Source organism: Alistipes sp. An54 (assembly GCF_002159375.1).
Lineage (GTDB): Bacteria > Bacteroidota > Bacteroidia > Bacteroidales > Rikenellaceae > Alistipes > Alistipes megaguti.
Genome location: NZ_NFIA01000004.1, coordinates 102,483 through 121,597, shown reverse-complemented (window position 1 = coordinate 121,597; position 19,115 = coordinate 102,483). Strand labels below are relative to the sequence as shown.

Genomic DNA, 19,115 nt, shown 5'->3' with positions numbered 1-19,115 from the left:
CGTTTACATCAGGGCCGTGTTGTCATCATCGGTTACGGTCACCCATTCCTTGATGTCAGCCGAGCCTGCCGTCAGTCCGGTCTTGCTGACGATGACGGGGAACAGGTAGTTCACGCCCGGCTGCAGACCGAAGGCCGAGTTGTACTCAGGTACGGTGAGCTTGGCCTTGTAAGTCTGCCCGTTCACCGTGACGGCGAGGTCAATGCCGATGGCTGACTGCGGAAAGACGATGACGGGAGAGGCCGTGTACCTGTCATTCGTGGTGGTGACGCCGCTGAGTGCGATGGTGAGTTCGGCTGCCGATGCATTGTCGTCCGCCGTGGCTGTTCCGTCCTGCGTATTGAACGAGCCTTGCAACTTCAAACCGCCGAGCGTGTAGCCGGTCAGCATCCCGTTGTCGAAGTCCATGTCTGCCCCCTCGGTAAACTCAAGGGTAATCTGGCTCATGCGGTGGCAGAAGGCGTGCTCGCCCGTGAAGTTCACCACGGGGTTGCCCTTGCTGGCTGTGGCACCGCCGGCATGGAGGAAGTCTATCTTGGGCTGCTGGTCAGCGGTCTGCATGTCGGCACCGGTAGTGGCGGTGACGGTTCCGCCACCCTCGGCGTATGGATAGTAGGCACGGAATGTTACAGGGTTCGGGTCCTCGAAGTAGATCTCCTGTCCGGTTGCGGCGAATTTACCGCTTTCGTAGGCATACGGCCTGTTGGTATAATTGCCGCCCGTGATGCCGATCCGGTCGCCATGCGCCCAGTCCGTACCGCTGGCGCGGGTATTCGTGCCGCTGATGGTGGCGTTCACTTTGAGGGCCACCTCGCCGTCGGGCACGGTGGTCACTTCGTCGTTGGTGCAGGCGGCGAGCATAAGTGCCGTAGCTGCGAGAAGAATATAGGGTTTCATGGTTTCGTGTTTTTCGTTGATTATGTTTTATTGCAACGTGACATCTCCGGAGCCGTCGCGATCACTGTTTGTAAACCAATCGTTGATTGTCGCGTTGCCCGCTTCCAGTCCGGTATTGCTGATGGTCACGGTGTAAGTATAGCTGTAACCGGCTTGCAGGCCGCCTGTCGGAGGATTGAGCGCCGTCTTGTAGGTCTGTCCGTTACAGGTCACTTCGAGGTTCAATGTGCCGCTGACGGTTTGCGGCACCATGATTATCGGGGTGTAATCCACCTGTTTGTCCGCTTCGCCGGTTACGGTCATGGCAATGTTGCCGGAGGTGCTGCCGGTCGTCAGATCGCAAGACTGCGTGTTGAATGAGGCATCGGTGGTAACATCCTTTACGGTGTAGCCAGTCAATGCGGCAAGGTTGCTGATACCGTTGCCTGCCTTGAATACGAACGAAACCTGCGACATGATATGGCTGAAAGCGTAGTCACCCGTAAAGTTGATTTTCGGGGAAGATACGCTGGTACTTACCACAGGCGTGACGAGAATGTCCCACTGGTTCCAGCCGTTTTCTGCATTCACTGTCTGCGACTTGGTGTCGATGTCGATTACATTGGCCGCAGGAATTAATGCCGGGTCGGCATACCATGCCCGGAAAGACACCCCGTTACGGTCTTGGAAATAATACGGGTTACTGCCCGCAGACCAGGAACCGCCGTCCTGCAACGTATAGTCATAGGCGGCTGTTCCGTCTGCCACCACATGAATTACATCGCCTGCGGTAAACGCTGCCGATTGTCCATGAACACTGACCCGGATCCGTGTGCCACTGATACCTGCCGTCACCTGTGCGGCTACCGGTCCGTCGGCAAGCGGGTCATTCGCCGTTTCTTCGTTATTACAAGCCGCCAGAGTCATCGTCAAGGCCATGATGACGGCGGGAGTCCATTTCAATCTGGTTGCTTTCATAATAGATTGCTTGTTATCCTGTTTACATGGCTTCCACCGGATCGCCCGGAATGGTGTTCCAATCCTTTATGGTGGCTTCCATACCGGCCCTGACCGGCGTGTGCAGCTCACCCTCGATGCCCAGGGCTTCTTCCATGTCACCGTTAAAGTCCGCGAGGATTTCCGTCAGGTCGCTCTCTACCGTCTGTGTCTGTCCGTCGGTGAAGGTCAGGACAAGCGTCAGTGTCTGCGCATCGCCCCGTACTCCCAGCAGACGCAGGTCTGCCGACACCTTGTCACCCTCACGGGCGAAGGTTGGTCGTGTGCTGACCGCTTCGCCGGTCAGTGTCCCGCGATACAGGTCGTAGGCTTCCGCCACGCCGCCGAGCGTACCCGTTATGGCCGCGATGCGCTCCGGGTCGCCCTCGGTCACGGTCAGTTCGATGTGCAGGTCGCGCACCCGTTGTGCTACGCTTAGGTCCACGCGCAGGATGTCATCCGCCACGACGGTTATCCGCTTCGTACCCGAATAGAGATAGTCCGGCAGGGGATTGATGAAGTCGGTGAGGGCGCGTACCGTGCCGTCTGTCCGCTCCACGCGGGCGATGCCGTCCGTCACGGTGAACCCCTGCGGCGTGTTGTAGACCAGCACGGTGTACTCGCCGGGAGGCAGCGGGTCGGAAACGGTGTAGCGGCCTTCCTTGCCGTCGGCGGTCGTGCCGTCAATCTCTACCGTATAGTCTTCCCGGCTTGCGCCCTGCGGCAGGTCGATTGACACTGCCACTACGCCCTTGTCCGGATGCGGCGTGTCGTGCAGTTCGTCCTTCACGCAGCCGCCCGGAGCGAACAGCAGGGCCGTCGCCAGAATCGTTGTCGCATATCTCCTTTTTCTTGTTTTCATATCCGCAGGATGTTTTTTCAGTTTACCGTACCGGCTTGTCTCCGAAGCGGCGCGGCTGCCCGGCGGAGCGTACCGCAGGCGCTTCCTTGCCCGCTTCGCCCGGAATGAGGTAGGCGTACTGCAAGGTGTGTTGGATGCGCTTCACCTGGTCGGGCGTGATGCCGGCCATGAAGCCATACTCGTAATCCATGATGTTGTCGGACCAGAAGGATTCTCCCGTAGCGGCATTCGTGCGCTTAAAGGAGATGTTGCCCCGCATGGTCTCTACATAGGCTTTGCGATCGTACCAGGGCGTATCATCGCAGTAGTCGTCTCCCTCGATATAGACGTGCTCCAATCCCAGGAAATGTCCTGCCTCATGGGCAAACGCCATCACATCGTTGGCCAACACCATTGCCCTGGTATTCAGGAATATGCCTGTGACGACACCTGGCTCATACGGCGTGTCGCACCCCGGCAACATATCGCCTTCATCGAAGAAGGGGAAAAACGAGAACCCGGCAAATATGCTGTTCTCATCCACGTACACATTATTGATTGGGGCGACCCACACGTTGAGCGCGTGCTCATTGTCCCAGATATATTGGTCGTCAAGCTCGACGTTCGTGTAGTCGATCTCCACGGCCTCCTTCTCGTGGACGATGCCGGGAGTTTCAAGCGGCTGCCCGTCGGGCGCTGTGGTGGCGGCCACAAAGCGCACGCCGGTCTCTGTCTGCCCGGGGAGGTTGAAATAGTGGCTGTACACATGGTTGGCATAGTCCAGCTGTTCCCTCACCATCCAGTCCTTGACCGGATAGTTGCCTTCGGCATCCGGGAAGAGGTGGAAGACCACGGGAATCTCGTAGGCTTCGGGGTTCTCCGCTACCGGGGCGGTGAGGCTGGAGCGGATTTCTATCGTGTTGGAGTAGTACTCCGCCTTGTTGGTCTTCACATAGCCCCGCACGTAATACGTCGCTCCCGGCAGCGGATGGAAGAGGTACAGGCATCCATAGTATAGCGGCTCCACTTCCCACTGCCAGCCTTGGATCAGGTCGTCATCCGAGTAGTCGATGAGGTAGGTGCAGTCGTTCACGTCCGGCTCCCGATCCTCGGTCGAATAAACGCTGCCCATGTAGATGATTTTCTCATCGGCCGGCAGGTCCTCCATGACCAGCACCGCCATGTATGCGGGAGGATAGTTGTCAGGGGCGCCCAAATCCGCCTGCACGATGTTTCCCTCGCCGATGTGTATCTGGAAGGTAGAGGTCGGCTCCGGATCCGGTTCGGGAGCCGTGTTGTCGTCGTCGCACGCCGCCATGCCGAAGGCAAGGAGGAGGACTGCAAAAAGTTTATACCCGTGCCGTAGGATGCCACACTTGTCCCAATAATCGCCGGTTTTCTTTCCGAACATATGCATGATTTTCTTTTAATATATTTTCCATACCAGGGTGACACCCGCATTGACCGGGCCCCACCAGTTTTTCGATTCCGTTCCACGGCGCACCCGCACGCCGTCGAGGACCGTGTATTTCTCATAATCCGCGTGCAGGCAGCCCACGGCCACATTGAAGTCCAGCGACAAGGCTTTATTCAGACGGAGCTGGTAGCCGCCGCAGATGCCGCCGCCCATCAGGTCGCCCTGCTTGCCGGTTGCGGAGAACTTGTAGTTGAACCCACCTGCCTTGTACATCGCACCGAGGTAGCCGCGCTTCTCCCTGCCCATATACCGGCGCACTTCCGGCATGACCTCCCAGAGGGCGTAGCGGCGCTCCTTGTCGTTCCACGACCACGAGGTCCACGAGCCGTTCACGAGGATTCCCCATGACGGAGTGATGCGCCACTCCAGGCCCAGGTCGGGCGTGAGCGTAGCCCAGCGCAGCAGGTTGGCACGCAGGGAGAGCGTGTAGCTGTCTGTGCCGGAGGTTCCTTCCGCATCCGTCCCGGTGGTTTCCGCAGGAACATCGGCTTCGGGATGTACCACGACCATGCTGTCCGCCCTTATCTGTTCGGCAACAAAGCGTGATTCTTCCGTTTCGCGCGGCTCTTCCACCGGCTGCTGTGTATCGGCACTTTCCTGCCCGGTCTGCCGTCCTTCGTCCTTCCGTGCCACAGCCTCCTCTTCCGGCACGCTGATGCGTACCGTCACGTAGTCGCCGCTCCCGGAGTGGTTACGGGTGATGAAGCACGCTTCGGTGAGCTGCCGGCGCACGATCAGTTCCGACTTCACGCGGTTGGAGCGGACTTTCGCCATCGCAAGGTTGTCGGCCTCGCTCTCTCCGGCGGTGCACCAGCCGTCCACATGGACGCGGATGTTCCCGGCAAGGATCTCCTGCCTGTATCGCTCCACGCATTGCTCCAACCGAGCCAGTTCCGTGTCGTTACCGTTGAAAGGCACATAAAATTTATCGGTGACGAAGCGGAACGTATAGACCGTATCGGGCTTCTCCTGCGCCGCAAGGGATCCAACAACCAGAGCGAGTACCGTTGTAATCAATATTCGTCTTATGTCCGTCATATATTGCTGAAGTTTATTTCGTTGCCTGTCCGGATAAATGAAAATCGGCGACATACACAGGCAAGGGAGATTCCGTTGCCTGTGTATTGCGCCGACAGGTGCCACAAGCCAGTTTTACATACATGGCACTCCTTATCGGAAACCGAAAGATTCCCGGGCATGGTCATATATGGCAAAACCGTATTCATCTCTGTAAATCAGTATGGTTATGAACTTTTAATGCTATAAAGGTAGGGAATTTTTGCCGTATTTCATTCAAACAAGGGACATTTCTCATAACTTCCTATTAAAATTTAAGAATACCCTTCCGAGGACGGAATTTTCCCTGCGGGCGCTTTTCGTGCGTATCTTGTTCCGATTTCGGCCAAAAAAAGTCCGTCGAATTTTGGCGAATCTCAAAGATTCACCTATCTTTGTGTTCGCAAAATAACACTGCCTGAAACAGCAACAAGACAAACAATCAACCAATAATTCCACTAAATTATGAAAGTTTCTCATATCGAGCATCTTGGCGTCGCGGTGAAGAGCCTTGATGAAGCCATTCCCTACTGGGAGAACGTTCTGGGTCTGAAATGCTATGCCATCGAGGAGGTGGCCGACCAGAAGGTGCGTACGGCCTTCTTCAAACTGGGTCAGACAAAGATCGAGTTGCTGGAGCCCACTTCGGAGGACTCGACCATCGCCAAGTATATCGAAAACCGCGGCGTGGGTATCCACCACATGGCCCTGGCCTGCGAGAACATCGAAGAGCAGCTGGCCGATGCCGAGGCCAAGGGCATCCGCCTGATCGACAAGACGCCGCGCAAGGGCGCCGAGGGTATGACGATCGCCTTCCTGCACCCGAAATCGACTCAGGGCATCCTGACCGAACTCTGCGAGAACAAGAACAAGTAACCAATACAAACGATTCCGCTCCGGGCGGGATCGTTCCGTGTGTAAGGCGGAACCCTCCCGGACGGACAATATCAACATTATGAGCCAAATTCAGGAAAAGATCAACCAACTGATCGAGAACCGCGAGACGGCCCGCATGGGCGGCGGCCAGAAGGCAATCGACAAACAGCACGACAAGGGCAAGTATACGGCCCGCGAGCGTATCCAGATGCTTCTCGACGAGGGTTCGTTCGAGGAGTTCGACATGTTCGTGACGCACCGCTGCTACGACTTCGGCATGGAGAAGAAGCACTTCTTCGGCGACGGCGTGGTGACCGGTTACGGTACGATCGACGGACGTCTGGTCTATGTCTTCGCTCAGGACTTTACGGTGACGGCAGGTTCGCTCTCGCTGTCGATGTCCGACAAGATCTGCAAGGTCATGGACATGGCCATGCGCAACGGTGCCCCGTGCATCGGCATGAACGACTCGGGCGGCGCCCGTATCCAGGAGGGTGTCAACGCCCTGGCCGGCTATGCCAACATCTTCCAGCGCAACGTGATGGCTTCGGGTGTCATCCCGCAGATCTCGGCCATCTTCGGACCGTGCGCCGGCGGTGCGGTCTACTCGCCCGCGCTGACCGACTTCATCATCATGAAGAAGGAGACCTCGAACATGTTCCTCACGGGCCCGAAGGTCGTCAAGACCGTCACGGGCGAGAACGTCACGCAGGAGGAGCTGGGCGGTGCCACGATGCACACCACCAAATCGGGCGTGGCCCAGTTTGCCGTCGACACCGAGGAGGAGGGTATCGAGCTGATCAAGAAGCTGATCTCCTACATGCCGCAGAACAACATGGAGGATGCCCCGCTGGCCGTCTGCACGGACAAGATCACCCGTCTGGAGGACTCGCTCAACGAGATCATCCCCGACAGCGCCAACAAGCCCTATGACATGGCTGAAGTGATCCGCGCCATCGTCGACAACGGCGAGTATCTGGAGTCGGCTGCCGGTTATGCCAAGAACATCATCACGTGCTTCGCCCGCTTCAACGGCCAGTCGGTCGGCATCATCGCCAACCAGCCGAAGTTCATGGCCGGCGTGCTCGATATCAACGCCAGCCGCAAGGCCGCACGTTTCGTGCGCTTCTGCGACGCGTTCAACATTCCGCTGGTGACGCTCGTTGACGTGCCGGGCTTCCTGCCGGGTACGACCCAGGAGTACGGCGGCGTGATCACGCACGGCGCCAAGCTGCTGTTCGCCTACTGCGAGGCTACGGTGCCGAAGATTACCGTCACGCTGCGCAAGGCCTACGGTGGTGCCTACATCGTGATGTCGTCGAAGCACATCCGCGGCGATATCAACTACGCATGGCCTACGGCCGAGATCGCCGTGATGGGTGCGAGCGGTGCCGTCGAGGTGCTCTACGGCAAGGAGCTCAAGGAGCTGGCCGACAAACCCGAGGAGAAGGCCGCCTTCATCGCCGAGAAGGAGAAGGAGTACAACGACAAGTTCTCGAATCCGTACAACGCCGCCCGCTACGGCTATATCGACGATGTGATCGAGCCGCGCAACACGCGTTTCCGCATCATCCGCGCCCTGCAGTCGCTGGCTACCAAACGCCTGCAGAACCCGCCCAAGAAGCACTCGAACATTCCACTGTAACCCTGTAAAACGCAGAAATCATGATATTTCAAGCTGTAAACTGGGGTTGGTCCGAGATCCTTTGGGTATCGCTCATCGGCTTTGCGCTGGTGTTCGTGCTGCTGGTGGCGCTGATCTTCATCATGAAGGGCTTCGGAGCCTGCTTCCGCTCGCGGACGACGACGCTCCCGGGCAAACCGGCCATCGCCCCTCAGCCGATGATCAGCCAGGAGGAGATCGCGGCCATCGCCACGGCGATGAAGATCTACCGCAGCGCCCTGCACGATCGCGAATCGGAGGTTCTGACCATCCTCAGCATCAAGCGGGCCTATTCGCCCTGGAATTCGAAAATTCACGGTTTAACCCAGCTTCCCGACCGGAAATAGCACTTTTCGTTGGAGCAAGACAATTCAGAAACAACAATGAAAGATTATTCACTGAAAATCAACGGACATAGTTATAACGTCCAGATCGACGACGCCAACGAGGACTCGACGGTAGCCCATGTAATGGTCAACGGTGTGGACTACGAAGTGGAGATCGAAGGCGCCAAGTCGGTCAAGGTCTCCAAACCGCAGGTGGCCCCGGCACCGAAGTCGGCCAACAGCGGTATGATCATGCCGTCGACGGCCACGCCGTCGCCGCGTCTGGCTGCCGTACCGCCCTCGTCGGGCTACAGCGTCAAGAGCCCGCTGCCGGGTACGGTGCTGGGTGTGAAGGTCGCCGTGGGTGACACGATCACCAGGGGCCAGACGCTGGTGGTCCTCGAGGCCATGAAGATGGAGAACAACATCGACGCCGATCGTGGCGGAGTGGTCAAACAGATCCTTGTTCAGCAGGGTGCCACGGTCATGGAAGGCGATACGTTACTTGTAATCGAATAGCCTTATGTGGACTGCACTGACATCCGGCTCCAATTTCGTATTGGAGAGTCTGGAGACCTTTGCCGAATCGACGGGCGTGGTAGCGCTCTTCACGAACATGGGCTGGGGCAACGTGGTGATGATTCTGATCGCCTTCGTGCTGCTCTACCTGGCCATCAAGCACAAGTTCGAGCCGCTGCTGCTCCTGACGATCGCCTTCGGCATGCTGCTCACGAACCTTCCGGGCGCGAACATGTACCACTCCGAGCTCTTTGCCGGCGGCCATGTTCACTGGGACATCTTCGTGGCAAATGCCGGACTGCTTGACTACCTCTATCTGGGTGTGAAACTGGGTATCTATCCCTGTCTGATCTTCCTCGGGGTGGGCGCCATGACGGATTTCGGTCCGCTGATCGCCAACCCGAAGAGCTTCCTCCTGGGAGCTGCCGCCCAGCTGGGTATCTTCACGACCTTCATCGGGGCCTATGCCCTGGGCTTCACGCCCGAGCAGGCCGCCTCGATCGGTATCATCGGAGGTGCCGACGGCCCGACGTCGATCTATCTGACGGCCATTCTGGCCCCCGAACTGCTGGGCCCGATCGCCGTGGCTGCCTACTCGTACATGGCCCTCGTGCCGGTGATCCAGCCGCCGATCATGCGCCTGCTCACCACCGAGAAGGAGCGTAAGATCAAGATGCGCCAGCTGCGCCCCGTGTCAAAGACCGAGAAGATCATCTTCCCGCTGATCATCACGGTGATCATCGCGTTGTTGCTGCCGTCGGCCGCTCCGCTGGTTGGCTGCCTGATGCTGGGCAACCTGATGAAGGAGTGCGGTGTGGTGGATCGTCTGTCGAAGACCGTCCAGAACGAGCTGATGAACATCGTGGTGATCTTCCTGGCTGTCACGGTGGGTGCCACGGCCACGGCCGAGACCTTCATCAACCTCCGTACGCTGGGCATCCTGGTGCTGGGCGTGCTCGCCTTCGCCATGGGTACGGCCGGAGGCGTTCTGCTGGCCAAGGTGATGAACCTCTTCGCAAAGGAGGGCAACAAGATCAACCCGCTGATCGGGTCGGCCGGCGTATCGGCCGTTCCGATGGCCGCCCGCGTATCGCAGACCGAGGGTCAGAAGGCCGATCCTTCGAACTTCCTGCTGATGCACGCCATGGGTCCGAATGTGGCCGGTGTGGTTGGTTCGGCCGTCGTGGCCGGTATCCTGCTGGCGTTCCTGGCATAGGGATCCGCCTTGAAAATGAATCCGGGGCCGATGTCAAGGACGTCGGCCCCGGATTTTTTTATCCGCTGCAAGGTCTTCCAGAAAGGATTGCGTGACGGCATTGAACGCCTCGCTTCGGTCGATGTTGCAGACGTGCCCGGCTTCGGGCAGGATGCAGAGGTAGGAGTTGCGGTGGTGTTTGCGGAGCCGGATCCGCACCTGCGAGAGGAAGATGTAGTCGTTCTCGCCCATGATGTAGAGAGTCGGAATCCCTGTTTCCGCGGAATAGATGCAGAGCCGTTGTCCCAGGTTGCGGTTGAGCGTCATCCAGTTCAGAAATTCATCGTGGGTGATGCGCAGCGCATTGGTGATGAAGAGCTGCCGGGAGGTTCGCTGTGCGGGGCTGGGCATGATCAGGTGGGCATAGAACTTGTAAAGCATCATGTAGGGGATGATGCGTTTGCAGAGGTTGGCGGCTTGTGACAGCAGGCGGATGCGGGTGTTGAGTTTGAGAATCGCTCCGGCGAGGATCATCGAACGCACGTAGTCCGGGTTGTGCTCGGCGATTTCGCGGATGATGATCGTGCCGATCGACAATCCGATGAAGTGGCATCGTTTCAACGACAGGGCGTCCAGGACCTCGATGACGTCGGCAGCCAGTTCCGTGAAGGTGTACTCTTCGCGTCGTTGCGGGTCTCGCAACGGCTGCCCGACCGACAGTCCGTGTCCGCGCAGGTCGATCAGCAGCAGGTTGTAGCGGGGAGCGAAGGCGCGGATCTGCCGGAACCAGACGTTCGAACTGCCGCCGGCACCGTGGATAAAAACGATCCATTGGTCGGATGCGGGGGCGTATATGGTTTGGTGGTGCAGCATGGGACGGTTTCGGCGGCAGTTTCGGCAGGTGTGGGGTGGCGACGGACTGTTCCGTTTGGCGGTTGTGCCGGCAGGGTCCGGGACCTTGTGGTGTCGTGTCGGTTGGGTCAGCGCTCCTTGTTGCGCTGCGGGGGCCCGTCCTGTTCCCGCAGCATGGCGAGGATCCGGTCGCGGAGCTCTTCCAGTTGTTTCCGGTCGGTCGTGATGAGAACCTTGGAGGTCCCGAACGGTTGTCCGATGCGCAGGGCATAGCGCCGGCGGATCGCCCCTGCGACGGCAAACTCCACGGCGGCGCATACGGCGAAAAAGAGCGTTGCGTCGGGATATGCGTCGTGGAACAGAAGGGCCGTTACCGTACAGCATACGGCACAAAGGATCAGCAGTTGCCGCAACAGCGGGCGCGACTGTTTCACGACATCGACGAAACGTATTTCGTCGATGCGGAAATACATTTCGTCGATGGTCAGTGAATGACCGCAGCGTCGGATTCGGGGATGCTGTTCCATCGGACTTCGGGGGATCAGTTTTTTCCGGCGAGCAGTTTTTTGTTGTAGCTGCTCACGGCGATCAGGCTCCATACGGCGCAGATCAGGTGCGTGACGATCAGCCCGAGTCCGAGGGTGAAGATGGCGACGGCGATCTCGACGACGATCATGATGATGGCGCCGATGATCGAGGCATAGAAGAGCCCGAGCGATCCGAAGAGGAGCGTGAGGATGATCCCGATTCCCTGGCTTTTGGGGCTGCGCGTGATGACGACATTCGTTTGATTTTGACTCATGATGTTTGTTTTTTAAGGTTGATGAAAATCTGTCAAAAGGGGCTTTGTCGTTTCCCGATGCAAATGTAGAACGAAAAAACGAAAATGACAAATATGTCAGCGATAAAAATAGTGTTTTTTTGTCTCTTTGCAGAATGAAACAGGTGCGTAATCAGGAGCTTCTTTTGAAGATTGCTTTGAAAATAAAGCAATTGCGGGAAGAGAAGGGTGTCTCCCAGGAGATTATGTACATGGATACGCAGATTCATGTAGCCCGGATCGAGACGGCAAAGGTGAATATCTCTGTCAGCACGCTCGATGCGATCTGTCGTTATTTCGGGATATCCATGGAGGAGTTTTTCCGTTCGTTCTGACGTCGGGCTTTTGGGAACTTCCGCCTGGTCGGACAATCCCATCTTCATCTGCCCGGGCCTTCTCATGCGTCTGGGTTTCTTCCGGAGGCGTTTCGTGATTTCTTGCCTGCGTCAGTCTTTTCCGGCTCTCTTTATGGCCGGTACGACCGTCTCCAAGGCCATCGCCAATTCTGGCCGTGTTGCTGTCCGGTCCGTATTGCCGAGTGTCGCCGACCTGTTTGGCGGTACTCTCTCGCCGGTTCCGTTTCCGGGACATTCCGATGCTTTTGCCGCTTTTCCGCCCTCTTTTCCCGGATGGGGCGGTGCTCCCCGGGTCGGAAAATCCCCGGGATGAAAAATATTTGCGAAATGATTTTCAACCTGTTTTGCAGATCCAAAACTTTTTCGTACCTTTGCGCACCCGCAAAGTGCGGGAAACGGATTACAATAAGTTAAATTAAACGTAATGGATTCTTTAAGTTACAAGACTATCTCGGCCAACGCCTCGACCGTCACCAAGGAGTGGGTGGTGATCGACGCTACGAACGAGGTACTGGGACGTCTTGCATCGCAGGTCGCGAAGATCCTCCGAGGCAAGAACAAGCCCTGCTACACGCCCCACGTGGATTGTGGTGACTACGTCATCATCATCAACGCGGAGAAGGTGAAGCTGACGGGCAAGAAGATGACCGACAAGGTCTACACACGCCACACCGGATATCCCGGCGGCCAGCGCTACGCTACGCCTGCCGACTATCTGGCTAAAAAACCGACGTTCCTCATCGAGAAGGCCGTCAAGGGAATGCTTCCCAAGAACCGCCTGGGTGAGAAACTGCTCACGAACCTGAAGGTTTATGTCGGCCCGGAGCATCCGCACGCCGCCCAGAACCCGAAGAGTGTAAAATTAAACGAGATTAAGTAAGAGTTATGGAAGTTGTAAACACCGTAGGTCGTCGTAAGGCCGCTGTGGCTCGCGTATTCGTGAAGCCGGGTAAGGGTCAGATTACAATCAACCACAAGGAACTCGCCGCCTATTTCCCGCTCGAGATTCTCCAGTTCCAGGTAAAGCAGCCGCTGCTGGCTACCAATACTGCCGAGAGCTATGACATCACGATCAACCTCGATGGTGGTGGCATCAAGGGACAGGCCGAGGCCGCTCGTCTGGGTATCGCACGTGCGCTGTGCGAGATCGATGCCGAGATGCGTCCGGTGCTGAAGAAGGCCGGCTTCCTGACGCGTGACCCGCGTGAGGTTGAGCGTAAGAAGCCCGGACAGCCCGGAGCACGTCGCAAGTTCCAGTTCAGCAAGCGTTAATCGCACGACCGGAATTTCGGCAACGCACGGTGTCGGTTTTCAAATCGGAGGGACTGCCTATATTATATATGTATTACCTTTCGGTTGCCGCACCGCGGAAAACTCCCGGGATCGGGAATCCCGCTACCCGGAGTTGAAGAAAAGAGAATTAGAATCAACAAACGAAACGAATTAAAATGTCACGTACAGATTTTAATACATTACTGGAAGCCGGCGCGCACTTCGGTCACCTGAAGCGCAAATGGAACCCCAAAATGGCTCCTTACATCTTCATGGAGAAGAACGGCATCCACATCATCGACCTGCACAAGACGGTGCTGAAAGTCGATGAGGCAGCCGCAGCGCTGAAGCAGATCGCCAAGAGCGGTCGCCGCGTGCTGTTCGTTGCCACGAAAAAACAGGCCAAGGAGATTGTTGCCGAAAAGGTGGCAGCCGTTGGAATGCCCTACGTCACGGAGCGTTGGGCCGGCGGTATGCTTACGAACTTCCCCACCATACGCAAAGCCGTCAAGAAAATGGCCACCATCGACAAGATGACCAACGACGGCACGTTCGATAACTTCTCGAAGCGCGAGAAGCTCCAGATCGCCCGTCAGCGTGCGAAGCTGGAGAAGAACCTCGGTTCGATTGCCGACCTGACGCGTCTGCCGGCCGCCCTGTTCGTCGTTGACGTACAGAAGGAGGCCAACGCCGTGAAGGAGGCCAAGCGACTGAGCATCCCCGTGTTTGCAATCGTAGATACTTGTTGTGATCCGACCGACATTGATTACGTTATCCCTGCAAACGACGATGCAACGAAGTCCATCGCGGTGATCGTAGACGCCATGTGCGCCGCCATTGCCGAGGGCACCGAGGAGCGCAAGCTCGAGAAGGAGAAGGAGGCCCAGGAGGCTGAGGCCGAGGGCGCCAAGAAAGAGGGCAAACCCCGCATCAAGAAGGCCGTGAAGGCTTCGATCGACGCCGAGGAGGCAGCCGTAGCCGACGTGGTGGCAGCCGTTGAGACTCCCTACGAGGAGCCCAGGACGGAGGCTGCACCCGCCGCTGAGGAGGCTGCCGCCGAGAAGGCAGAGTAACAATTGCAAGTAGAAACAGAAAAAAAGCAATAAAGACTATGGAAATCAAAGCTGCTGATGTAATGAAGCTGCGCAAGATGACCGGCGCCGGCATGATGGACTGCAAGAAAGCCCTGATCGAGGCCGAAGGTGACTATGCGCGGGCTCAGGACATTATCCGCGAGAAGGGCAAGCTCGTCGTTGCGAAGCGTGCCGACCGCACGGCATCGGAAGGTGTTGTCGTAACGAAGATCGTGGGCCAGAAGGCATACATGCTCTGCTTGGCATGCGAGACGGACTTCGTAGCCCAGAATGCCGAGTATACGGCATCGGCCGAGGCCATGCTCGAGGTGGCCGTTGCTGCGGATGCTGCAGATCGCGACGCCCTGCTGGCTGCCAAGAACGCCGAGGGTCACACCGTCGAGGAGATGGTGACCGAGAAGTCGGGTCAGACGGGCGAGAAGATCGAGTTGGCTTACTACGCTCGCATCGAGGCTCCCTACTGCGCCGCCTACGTACACTTCAACAAGAAGCTGGGTACGCTGCTGGGCTTCAACAAGGAGGTTCCGGCCGAGGTTGCACACGTCGTAGCCATGCAGGCTACAGCCATGGCTCCGGTATCGATTTCGGAGGCCGACTGCCCGGCCGAGGTTGTCGAGCACGAGCGTAAGATCGCCGTGGAGGCCATGAAGCAGGATCCGAAGAACGCCAACAAGCCGGAGGCCATTCTGGAGAAGATCGCCGAGGGTAAGATGCGCAAGTTCTTCGAGGAGAACACGCTGCTCAACCAGCTGGTTGTTGGCGAGAAGGAGACGATCGCCGACTACATCAAGAAGGCCGACAAGGATGCCACGGTTATCGCTTACAAGCGTTTTGCGCTGGGCGAATAATTCCGTGGATCATTGATAAGAGGCAGACCGGAGGTGACTCCGGTCTGCTTTTTTTGTGCACTCTTCCGGCCCCCCCCCTCCGGCCCCGGGGTTATGCCTCCACCTTTTCGATCTTGCCGAGACGGACGTACCACAGGAATCCCTCCGCGCTGGCATATCCCATGTTGTTGAGCAGCCGCAGATATTCGCGGATCTGACGCCGGTAGCGTTCGGCGTCGAGTTCGCCGAACTTGTAGTCGACGACGACGATGCGGCCGTCGCGGGCGATCATGACGCGGTCGGGCCGACGGGTCGAGGCGCTGCCCGGGACGATGATCTCCTGCTCGTTGCGCACGCGCGTCCACTGACCGCCGAACCATTCGTGCACCTCGGGGAGCTTCAGCGCCCGTGCAATGCGCTGCCGCAGGCGGCGGGCCTCCCCGGGCGAGAGCGCGGCATCGCTCTGCATCTGCTCGACGGCGCGGTAGATCCCCTCCTCGTCGTCGGCCATCTCGAAGGCCTTGTGCATCAGAATACCGAAGTCGCGCGGCGAGATGTCGGCCGCAGACTCCTCCTCGAAATAGCGCTGCGAGGGGAGACGGAGCCGCAGATCGGCCTGCGCCGTGGGATACTCCTCAAGGACGAGGTGTTCGACTTCGACATCGTCCTTTTTGCGGGGTTCGGGGGCCGCAAACTCCCCGAAGAGGTAGTGTTCGCCGGTCTCGTCCGTTGTGTAGAGCCCCTCCAGATCGCCGACCCGGGCCTTTCCCTCCTCGACGTGCAGGCTCTTGAGCAGCAGATTGCCGACCGTATTGACACTCTGCCGTGGGATGAAGACGTGGAGCGATTCGGCGGCCCGGGTGAGGGCCACGTAGAGCAGATTGATGTTGTCGACGTGCGAGTAGACCTGTTCGCGGTAGAATTCGGACGAGAACGCCGAGTCGGCCATACTCTTGCGGTAGCGGACGGGGAACTGTCCGATCTTTTCGGCTTCGCCCTGACGGGCCTCGGCCCAGACGATGTTCTGAATCGTGCCGCTCGATTTGGGGTCGAGCGCCCACGAGCAGTAGGGGATCACGACGGCGGGTTTTTCGAGCCCCTTGGCCTTGTGGATGGTGGTGATCTCGATGGTCGAGAGGCTCTCGTCGACACTCAGCGAGCGTCCGGAGCCCGTCTCGTCCCACCAGCGCAGAAAAAGGGCGATATCGGCAATCTTCGACGAGCAGAAGGCGATGATCTGTTCGTGAATGGCCTGCAGATAGGCCGTCTGGCGGTGTTCGTGCCGGAGGTTGAACTTCATGACGATGCGTTCGAAGGCCTCTTCGGGCGAGAGCAGCCGGATCGAGCGGAAGAATTCGCGCTCCGGGTCGCTCAGCGGAGCGTCGAACGGCCGCCCGAGGTAGTGGTTGAAGAGGGCCCGCGAGAGCGACTCGTCGGGATTCAGCGCCAGCCGCAGCGTTGCGGCGATGAACGAACTGATCGGGGCGTTTCCGATCACGAGCGCCTCCTGGGTCATCACGTCGAAGCGGTAGCGGGGATCCTGATTCTGCTGTTTGAATTCGAGCAGTTCGGCGGCGACGCGACCTCCGTCGGTGGCACCTCGGACGAGAATCATGATGTCGCAGGGGCGGAATCCGCGGTCGAGCAGCTGGCAGATGCGTTCGACGACGGGCGGTTTCCCGTCGTAGGTCTCCACGCTGACATATCCCGGATGGCGGCACTTGCGGCGTGGCGTCTGGGCCTGTTGGAGGTAGGCGTTGGCGAGGGTGTCGCGCAGTGCGTCGGCCTCGTCGCGGGAGATGGCGCCGGCCTCGGCGGCGGTCTGCAGGCCGGTGTTAAGCGCGAGGTTGTCGTTGCGGACGATCTCGTCGATGACGCCGTTGTTGAATTTCACGATGTCGGGCAGACTGCGCCAGTTCTCCTTCAGCACCACGACCTCGGTGTTGTTCGGACCGAGGGCCTGCCGGGCTCGGTCGTGGAGGATGCGCCAGTCGCCGCCGCGCCAGCGGTAGATCGACTGCTTGATGTCGCCGACGATCAGCACCGAGCACTTTTCGGACTGCGCCATGGCGTTTTGCAGCAGCGGGAGGAAGTTTTCCCACTCCTTGACCGACGTATCCTGAAATTCGTCGATCATGAAGCGGTCATAGCGATTCCCGACCTTTTCGTAGATGAACGGGGCGTCGTTGTGGTCGATGAATTCCGAGAGGAGGTATTTGGTTTCGGAGAGGAGCATGAGGTTCTGCTCCTCGCAGATCTTCTGGACGCGGGCATAGAGGTCGGCCAGCAGGGCGAAGCTGCGGAAGTTCTCACGCAGCAGGCTGCAGGTGCTCCAGATCCGGCGGTTGGCGTCGTACAGGTCGCGCATGCGGGCGAGCAGCGGTTGCAGCTGCGGGGCGAGGTTGCGTGACGGGGAATCGCTTTTCCCCCATTTTGACAGGTCGTCGGCGGCCTCGCGGGCACGCGAACCGCAGCCGTCGACGGCGCCGTCGGCCGCGGTGAAGAACCAGCGGGCGAATCCGGCCTTCTTGTAGGGGAAGTCGTCGACGGAGAGTCCGGCCCGTGAGATGATTCCGACGGCGCGGGCGGCCGTTTCGCGGATCTCCTTTTTCGAGGCTTCGGACCGGGCCGTGATGCGGCCGACGATGCGTTCGAGCTCCTCGCGCGAGGGAGCGCGGTTGAGTGCCGACTTGTTCTTCTCCTTGAAGATCTCGCCGGCCAGGGCCAGGATGCCGTCGCGGACGTCCCATTTGAGCCCCTCGTCGATGCGCTCCTGCACGAAGGAGGTGAGCCAGCGCTGCAGATCGCCATCGACGGTGATTTGCTCGATCAGGGCGTCGGCGCTTTTCGAGAGGATGGACGAGGTTTCGATCTCGACGTTGTAGTTCAGGTCGATGCCCAGCTCCTTGATGAAGGCGCGCAGAATGCGCTGAAAGAAGGTGTCGATGGTCAGCACGGTGAATCGCGAGTAGTCGTGGAGGATCTTCGCCTGGGCCGAGGCGGCGCGTTTGCGCACGGTGCGTTCGTCGAGCGAGAGTTCGTCGCAGAGATTCCGCAGGTAGTTGCTTTCCTCTCCTGCGGCCAGATGGTGAATCTCTTTCAGGATGCGGGATTTCATCTCCTCGGTGGCCTTGTTGGTGAAGGTCACGGCGAGGATGTGACGATAGAGTTCGGGCTCTTCGATGACGTCGTGGACATATTTGTAGGCCAGCTGATAGGTCTTTCCGGACCCGGCGCTGGCGTTCAGGATCTTCGCTCTCACTGTTCGGAATTTCGTTTTGGATAGGTAAAAATACGAAACAAAACCCGAAATTCGCAAGAAATTCGTAAATTAGCGGAACAAAACAGACCGAGTCATGAAAAAAATGTTTTTGACGCTGCTGACCTTGTGTCTCTTGGGTGTGATGCAGGCGCAGACGACTGCCACCGACGGGCCGCAACGCGAGTGGCTCACGTCGTTTACGGCCGTGGAGGTTGCGGCACCGATCGACGTGCGCTTCATCCGGGTTCCGGACGACCAGGCTCCGAAGATCATCTACGACACGAAGGGGGCCTATACGACGCGTTTCCGGTTTGAGGTCCGCGACCGGGTGCTGACCATCGCCGAGCGTCCCGATGCGCGGCGTGCGGAGCGTACGGAGGTTTCGGTGTATTACAACTCGCTGGAGCGGATCGCCATTGCGGATGCACGGGCGACGTTCGACAGCACGCTTGTGGCCACGACGCTCGACCTGACGGTCGGAGGGCTGGCCCGCGTGGAGGCCAGTCTCGACGTCAAGGATCTCAAGCTCGAACTCACGGGCAAAAGCCACACTTCGCTGAGCGGCGAGGCGCGTTACGTATCGCTCTATCTGTCGTCGGGGACGCTCGAAGCCGGGCAGCTCGAGGTGATGTCGGCCGAAGCGAACGTCATCGGTTCGGGGTCGGCCTCGCTGTGGGTGACCGACCGCTTCGAGGGGAGTACCTCGACGGGCGGCAAGATCGCCTACCGGGGCAATCCGACCGTCATCCGCGGGGGTGAGAAGTTCATGGGCGGCGACATCACCCGCATCGGCGAGTAGCCCTCGCT

At 58.7% G+C, this 19,115-nt stretch carries 20 protein-coding genes; 11 read left to right on the top strand and 9 right to left on the bottom strand.

Annotated features, from left to right (window positions below; genetic code table 11):
* Nucleotides 1-3 precede the first annotated feature (3 nt).
* From B5G09_RS05455 to B5G09_RS05435, 5 genes are read right to left on the bottom strand one after another with little or no spacing between them, the layout of a single operon-like run.
* The gene (locus B5G09_RS05455) at nt 4-897 is read right to left on the bottom strand and encodes a fimbrillin family protein (protein ID WP_087404367.1); all 894 of its coding nucleotides are present in this window, start codon (nt 895-897) and stop codon (nt 4-6) included.
* A gap of 27 nt (nt 898-924) precedes the next feature.
* Nucleotides 925-1,854: a fimbrillin family protein gene (locus B5G09_RS05450; RefSeq protein ID WP_087404366.1), complete on the bottom strand. Its 930-nt coding sequence runs from the start codon at nt 1,852-1,854 to the stop codon at nt 925-927.
* A gap of 22 nt (nt 1,855-1,876) precedes the next feature.
* Nucleotides 1,877-2,734, bottom strand: a complete 858-nt coding sequence (locus B5G09_RS05445) for a FimB/Mfa2 family fimbrial subunit (protein WP_087404365.1) — start codon at nt 2,732-2,734, stop codon at nt 1,877-1,879.
* 22 nt (nt 2,735-2,756) lie between these two features.
* Nucleotides 2,757-4,124, bottom strand: a complete 1,368-nt coding sequence (locus tag B5G09_RS05440; RefSeq protein WP_162608243.1) for a M43 family zinc metalloprotease — start codon at nt 4,122-4,124, stop codon at nt 2,757-2,759.
* 15 nt (nt 4,125-4,139) lie between these two features.
* Complete coding sequence (locus B5G09_RS05435) at nt 4,140-5,228, bottom strand: DUF3575 domain-containing protein (protein ID WP_087404363.1); 1,089 nt, start codon at nt 5,226-5,228, stop codon at nt 4,140-4,142.
* A 483-nt stretch (nt 5,229-5,711) separates the two neighbouring features.
* Between B5G09_RS05435 and mce the strand changes: the two genes are divergently transcribed.
* From mce to B5G09_RS05410, 5 genes are all read left to right on the top strand, one after another.
* The gene (gene mce / locus B5G09_RS05430) at nt 5,712-6,122 is read left to right on the top strand and encodes a methylmalonyl-CoA epimerase (protein WP_087310562.1); all 411 of its coding nucleotides are present in this window, start codon (nt 5,712-5,714) and stop codon (nt 6,120-6,122) included.
* A 79-nt stretch (nt 6,123-6,201) separates the two neighbouring features.
* On the top strand, nt 6,202-7,767 hold the full coding sequence (locus tag B5G09_RS05425) for an acyl-CoA carboxylase subunit beta (protein WP_087310671.1): 1,566 nt from the start codon (nt 6,202-6,204) through the stop codon (nt 7,765-7,767).
* Between the two features lie 20 nt (nt 7,768-7,787).
* On the top strand, nt 7,788-8,132 hold the full coding sequence (locus B5G09_RS05420) for an OadG family protein (protein WP_087310560.1): 345 nt from the start codon (nt 7,788-7,790) through the stop codon (nt 8,130-8,132).
* Nucleotides 8,133-8,168: 36 nt separating this feature from the next.
* On the top strand, nt 8,169-8,630 hold the full coding sequence (locus tag B5G09_RS05415) for a biotin/lipoyl-containing protein (RefSeq protein ID WP_087404362.1): 462 nt from the start codon (nt 8,169-8,171) through the stop codon (nt 8,628-8,630).
* A gap of 97 nt (nt 8,631-8,727) precedes the next feature.
* Nucleotides 8,728-9,846 (top strand): sodium ion-translocating decarboxylase subunit beta, encoded by a 1,119-nt coding sequence (locus B5G09_RS05410; protein WP_162608246.1) that lies wholly within the window; start codon nt 8,728-8,730, stop codon nt 9,844-9,846.
* Between the two features lie 33 nt (nt 9,847-9,879).
* Here the strand turns inward: B5G09_RS05410 and B5G09_RS05405 are convergent, their stop codons facing one another.
* The 3 genes from B5G09_RS05405 to B5G09_RS05400 form a co-directional block, all read right to left on the bottom strand.
* Nucleotides 9,880-10,698, bottom strand: coding sequence for an alpha/beta hydrolase (locus B5G09_RS05405; RefSeq protein ID WP_087310554.1), 819 nt, complete (start codon nt 10,696-10,698; stop codon nt 9,880-9,882).
* A 107-nt stretch (nt 10,699-10,805) separates the two neighbouring features.
* A complete protein-coding gene (locus tag B5G09_RS14070; RefSeq protein WP_143260686.1) occupies nt 10,806-11,204 on the bottom strand; it encodes a DUF6232 family protein in 399 nt (132 codons plus the stop codon).
* Between the two features lie 14 nt (nt 11,205-11,218).
* Nucleotides 11,219-11,479: a hypothetical protein gene (locus tag B5G09_RS05400; protein WP_087310550.1), complete on the bottom strand. Its 261-nt coding sequence runs from the start codon at nt 11,477-11,479 to the stop codon at nt 11,219-11,221.
* A 134-nt stretch (nt 11,480-11,613) separates the two neighbouring features.
* Here B5G09_RS05400 and B5G09_RS14540 point away from each other — a divergent pair, with 134 nt between their 5' ends.
* The 5 genes from B5G09_RS14540 to tsf all read left to right on the top strand — a co-directional run bounded on the left by B5G09_RS14540 (nt 11,614) and on the right by tsf (nt 15,067).
* A complete protein-coding gene (locus tag B5G09_RS14540) occupies nt 11,614-11,832 on the top strand; it encodes a helix-turn-helix transcriptional regulator (protein ID WP_087310548.1) in 219 nt (72 codons plus the stop codon).
* A 445-nt stretch (nt 11,833-12,277) separates the two neighbouring features.
* A complete protein-coding gene (gene rplM, locus B5G09_RS05390; protein ID WP_087310546.1) occupies nt 12,278-12,733 on the top strand; it encodes a 50S ribosomal protein L13 in 456 nt (151 codons plus the stop codon).
* Nucleotides 12,734-12,738: 5 nt separating this feature from the next.
* A complete protein-coding gene (rpsI, locus tag B5G09_RS05385; protein WP_022307861.1) occupies nt 12,739-13,125 on the top strand; it encodes a 30S ribosomal protein S9 in 387 nt (128 codons plus the stop codon).
* 176 nt (nt 13,126-13,301) lie between these two features.
* Nucleotides 13,302-14,198 (top strand): 30S ribosomal protein S2, encoded by an 897-nt coding sequence (rpsB, locus tag B5G09_RS05380; RefSeq protein ID WP_087404359.1) that lies wholly within the window; start codon nt 13,302-13,304, stop codon nt 14,196-14,198.
* A gap of 38 nt (nt 14,199-14,236) precedes the next feature.
* Nucleotides 14,237-15,067, top strand: coding sequence for a translation elongation factor Ts (tsf, locus tag B5G09_RS05375; protein WP_087310542.1), 831 nt, complete (start codon nt 14,237-14,239; stop codon nt 15,065-15,067).
* A 91-nt stretch (nt 15,068-15,158) separates the two neighbouring features.
* Here tsf and B5G09_RS05370 read toward each other — a convergent pair whose 3' ends face one another.
* Entirely contained in the window at nt 15,159-18,308 is a 3,150-nt protein-coding gene (locus B5G09_RS05370) for a UvrD-helicase domain-containing protein (RefSeq protein WP_087404358.1), read from the bottom strand.
* Nucleotides 18,309-18,402: 94 nt separating this feature from the next.
* Here B5G09_RS05370 and B5G09_RS05365 point away from each other — a divergent pair, with 94 nt between their 5' ends.
* Nucleotides 18,403-19,107 carry a DUF2807 domain-containing protein gene (locus tag B5G09_RS05365; RefSeq protein WP_087404357.1) on the top strand — a complete coding sequence of 235 codons (705 nt, stop codon included), beginning with the start codon at nt 18,403-18,405 and terminating at the stop codon, nt 19,105-19,107.
* Nucleotides 19,108-19,115 lie beyond the last annotated feature (8 nt).

Bases quoted from the DNA above. Each gene is read 5' to 3' on its own strand.
- B5G09_RS05455 (WP_087404367.1), bottom strand. From the start codon at position 897: ATGAAACCCTATATTCTTCTCGCAGCTACGGCACTTATGCTCGCCGCC.
- B5G09_RS05450 (WP_087404366.1), bottom strand. From the start codon at position 1,854: ATGAAAGCAACCAGATTGAAATGGACTCCCGCCGTCATCATGGCCTTG.
- B5G09_RS05445 (WP_087404365.1), bottom strand. From the start codon at position 2,734: ATGAAAACAAGAAAAAGGAGATATGCGACAACGATTCTGGCGACGGCC.
- B5G09_RS05440 (WP_162608243.1), bottom strand. From the start codon at position 4,124: ATGTTCGGAAAGAAAACCGGCGATTATTGGGACAAGTGTGGCATCCTA.
- B5G09_RS05435 (WP_087404363.1), bottom strand. From the start codon at position 5,228: ATGACGGACATAAGACGAATATTGATTACAACGGTACTCGCTCTGGTT.
- mce (WP_087310562.1), top strand. From the start codon at position 5,712: ATGAAAGTTTCTCATATCGAGCATCTTGGCGTCGCGGTGAAGAGCCTT.
- B5G09_RS05425 (WP_087310671.1), top strand. From the start codon at position 6,202: ATGAGCCAAATTCAGGAAAAGATCAACCAACTGATCGAGAACCGCGAG.
- B5G09_RS05420 (WP_087310560.1), top strand. From the start codon at position 7,788: ATGATATTTCAAGCTGTAAACTGGGGTTGGTCCGAGATCCTTTGGGTA.
- B5G09_RS05415 (WP_087404362.1), top strand. From the start codon at position 8,169: ATGAAAGATTATTCACTGAAAATCAACGGACATAGTTATAACGTCCAG.
- B5G09_RS05410 (WP_162608246.1), top strand. From the start codon at position 8,728: ATGGGCTGGGGCAACGTGGTGATGATTCTGATCGCCTTCGTGCTGCTC.
- B5G09_RS05405 (WP_087310554.1), bottom strand. From the start codon at position 10,698: ATGCTGCACCACCAAACCATATACGCCCCCGCATCCGACCAATGGATC.
- B5G09_RS14070 (WP_143260686.1), bottom strand. From the start codon at position 11,204: ATGGAACAGCATCCCCGAATCCGACGCTGCGGTCATTCACTGACCATC.
- B5G09_RS05400 (WP_087310550.1), bottom strand. From the start codon at position 11,479: ATGAGTCAAAATCAAACGAATGTCGTCATCACGCGCAGCCCCAAAAGC.
- B5G09_RS14540 (WP_087310548.1), top strand. From the start codon at position 11,614: ATGAAACAGGTGCGTAATCAGGAGCTTCTTTTGAAGATTGCTTTGAAA.
- rplM (WP_087310546.1), top strand. From the start codon at position 12,278: ATGGATTCTTTAAGTTACAAGACTATCTCGGCCAACGCCTCGACCGTC.
- rpsI (WP_022307861.1), top strand. From the start codon at position 12,739: ATGGAAGTTGTAAACACCGTAGGTCGTCGTAAGGCCGCTGTGGCTCGC.
- rpsB (WP_087404359.1), top strand. From the start codon at position 13,302: ATGTCACGTACAGATTTTAATACATTACTGGAAGCCGGCGCGCACTTC.
- tsf (WP_087310542.1), top strand. From the start codon at position 14,237: ATGGAAATCAAAGCTGCTGATGTAATGAAGCTGCGCAAGATGACCGGC.
- B5G09_RS05365 (WP_087404357.1), top strand. From the start codon at position 18,403: ATGAAAAAAATGTTTTTGACGCTGCTGACCTTGTGTCTCTTGGGTGTG.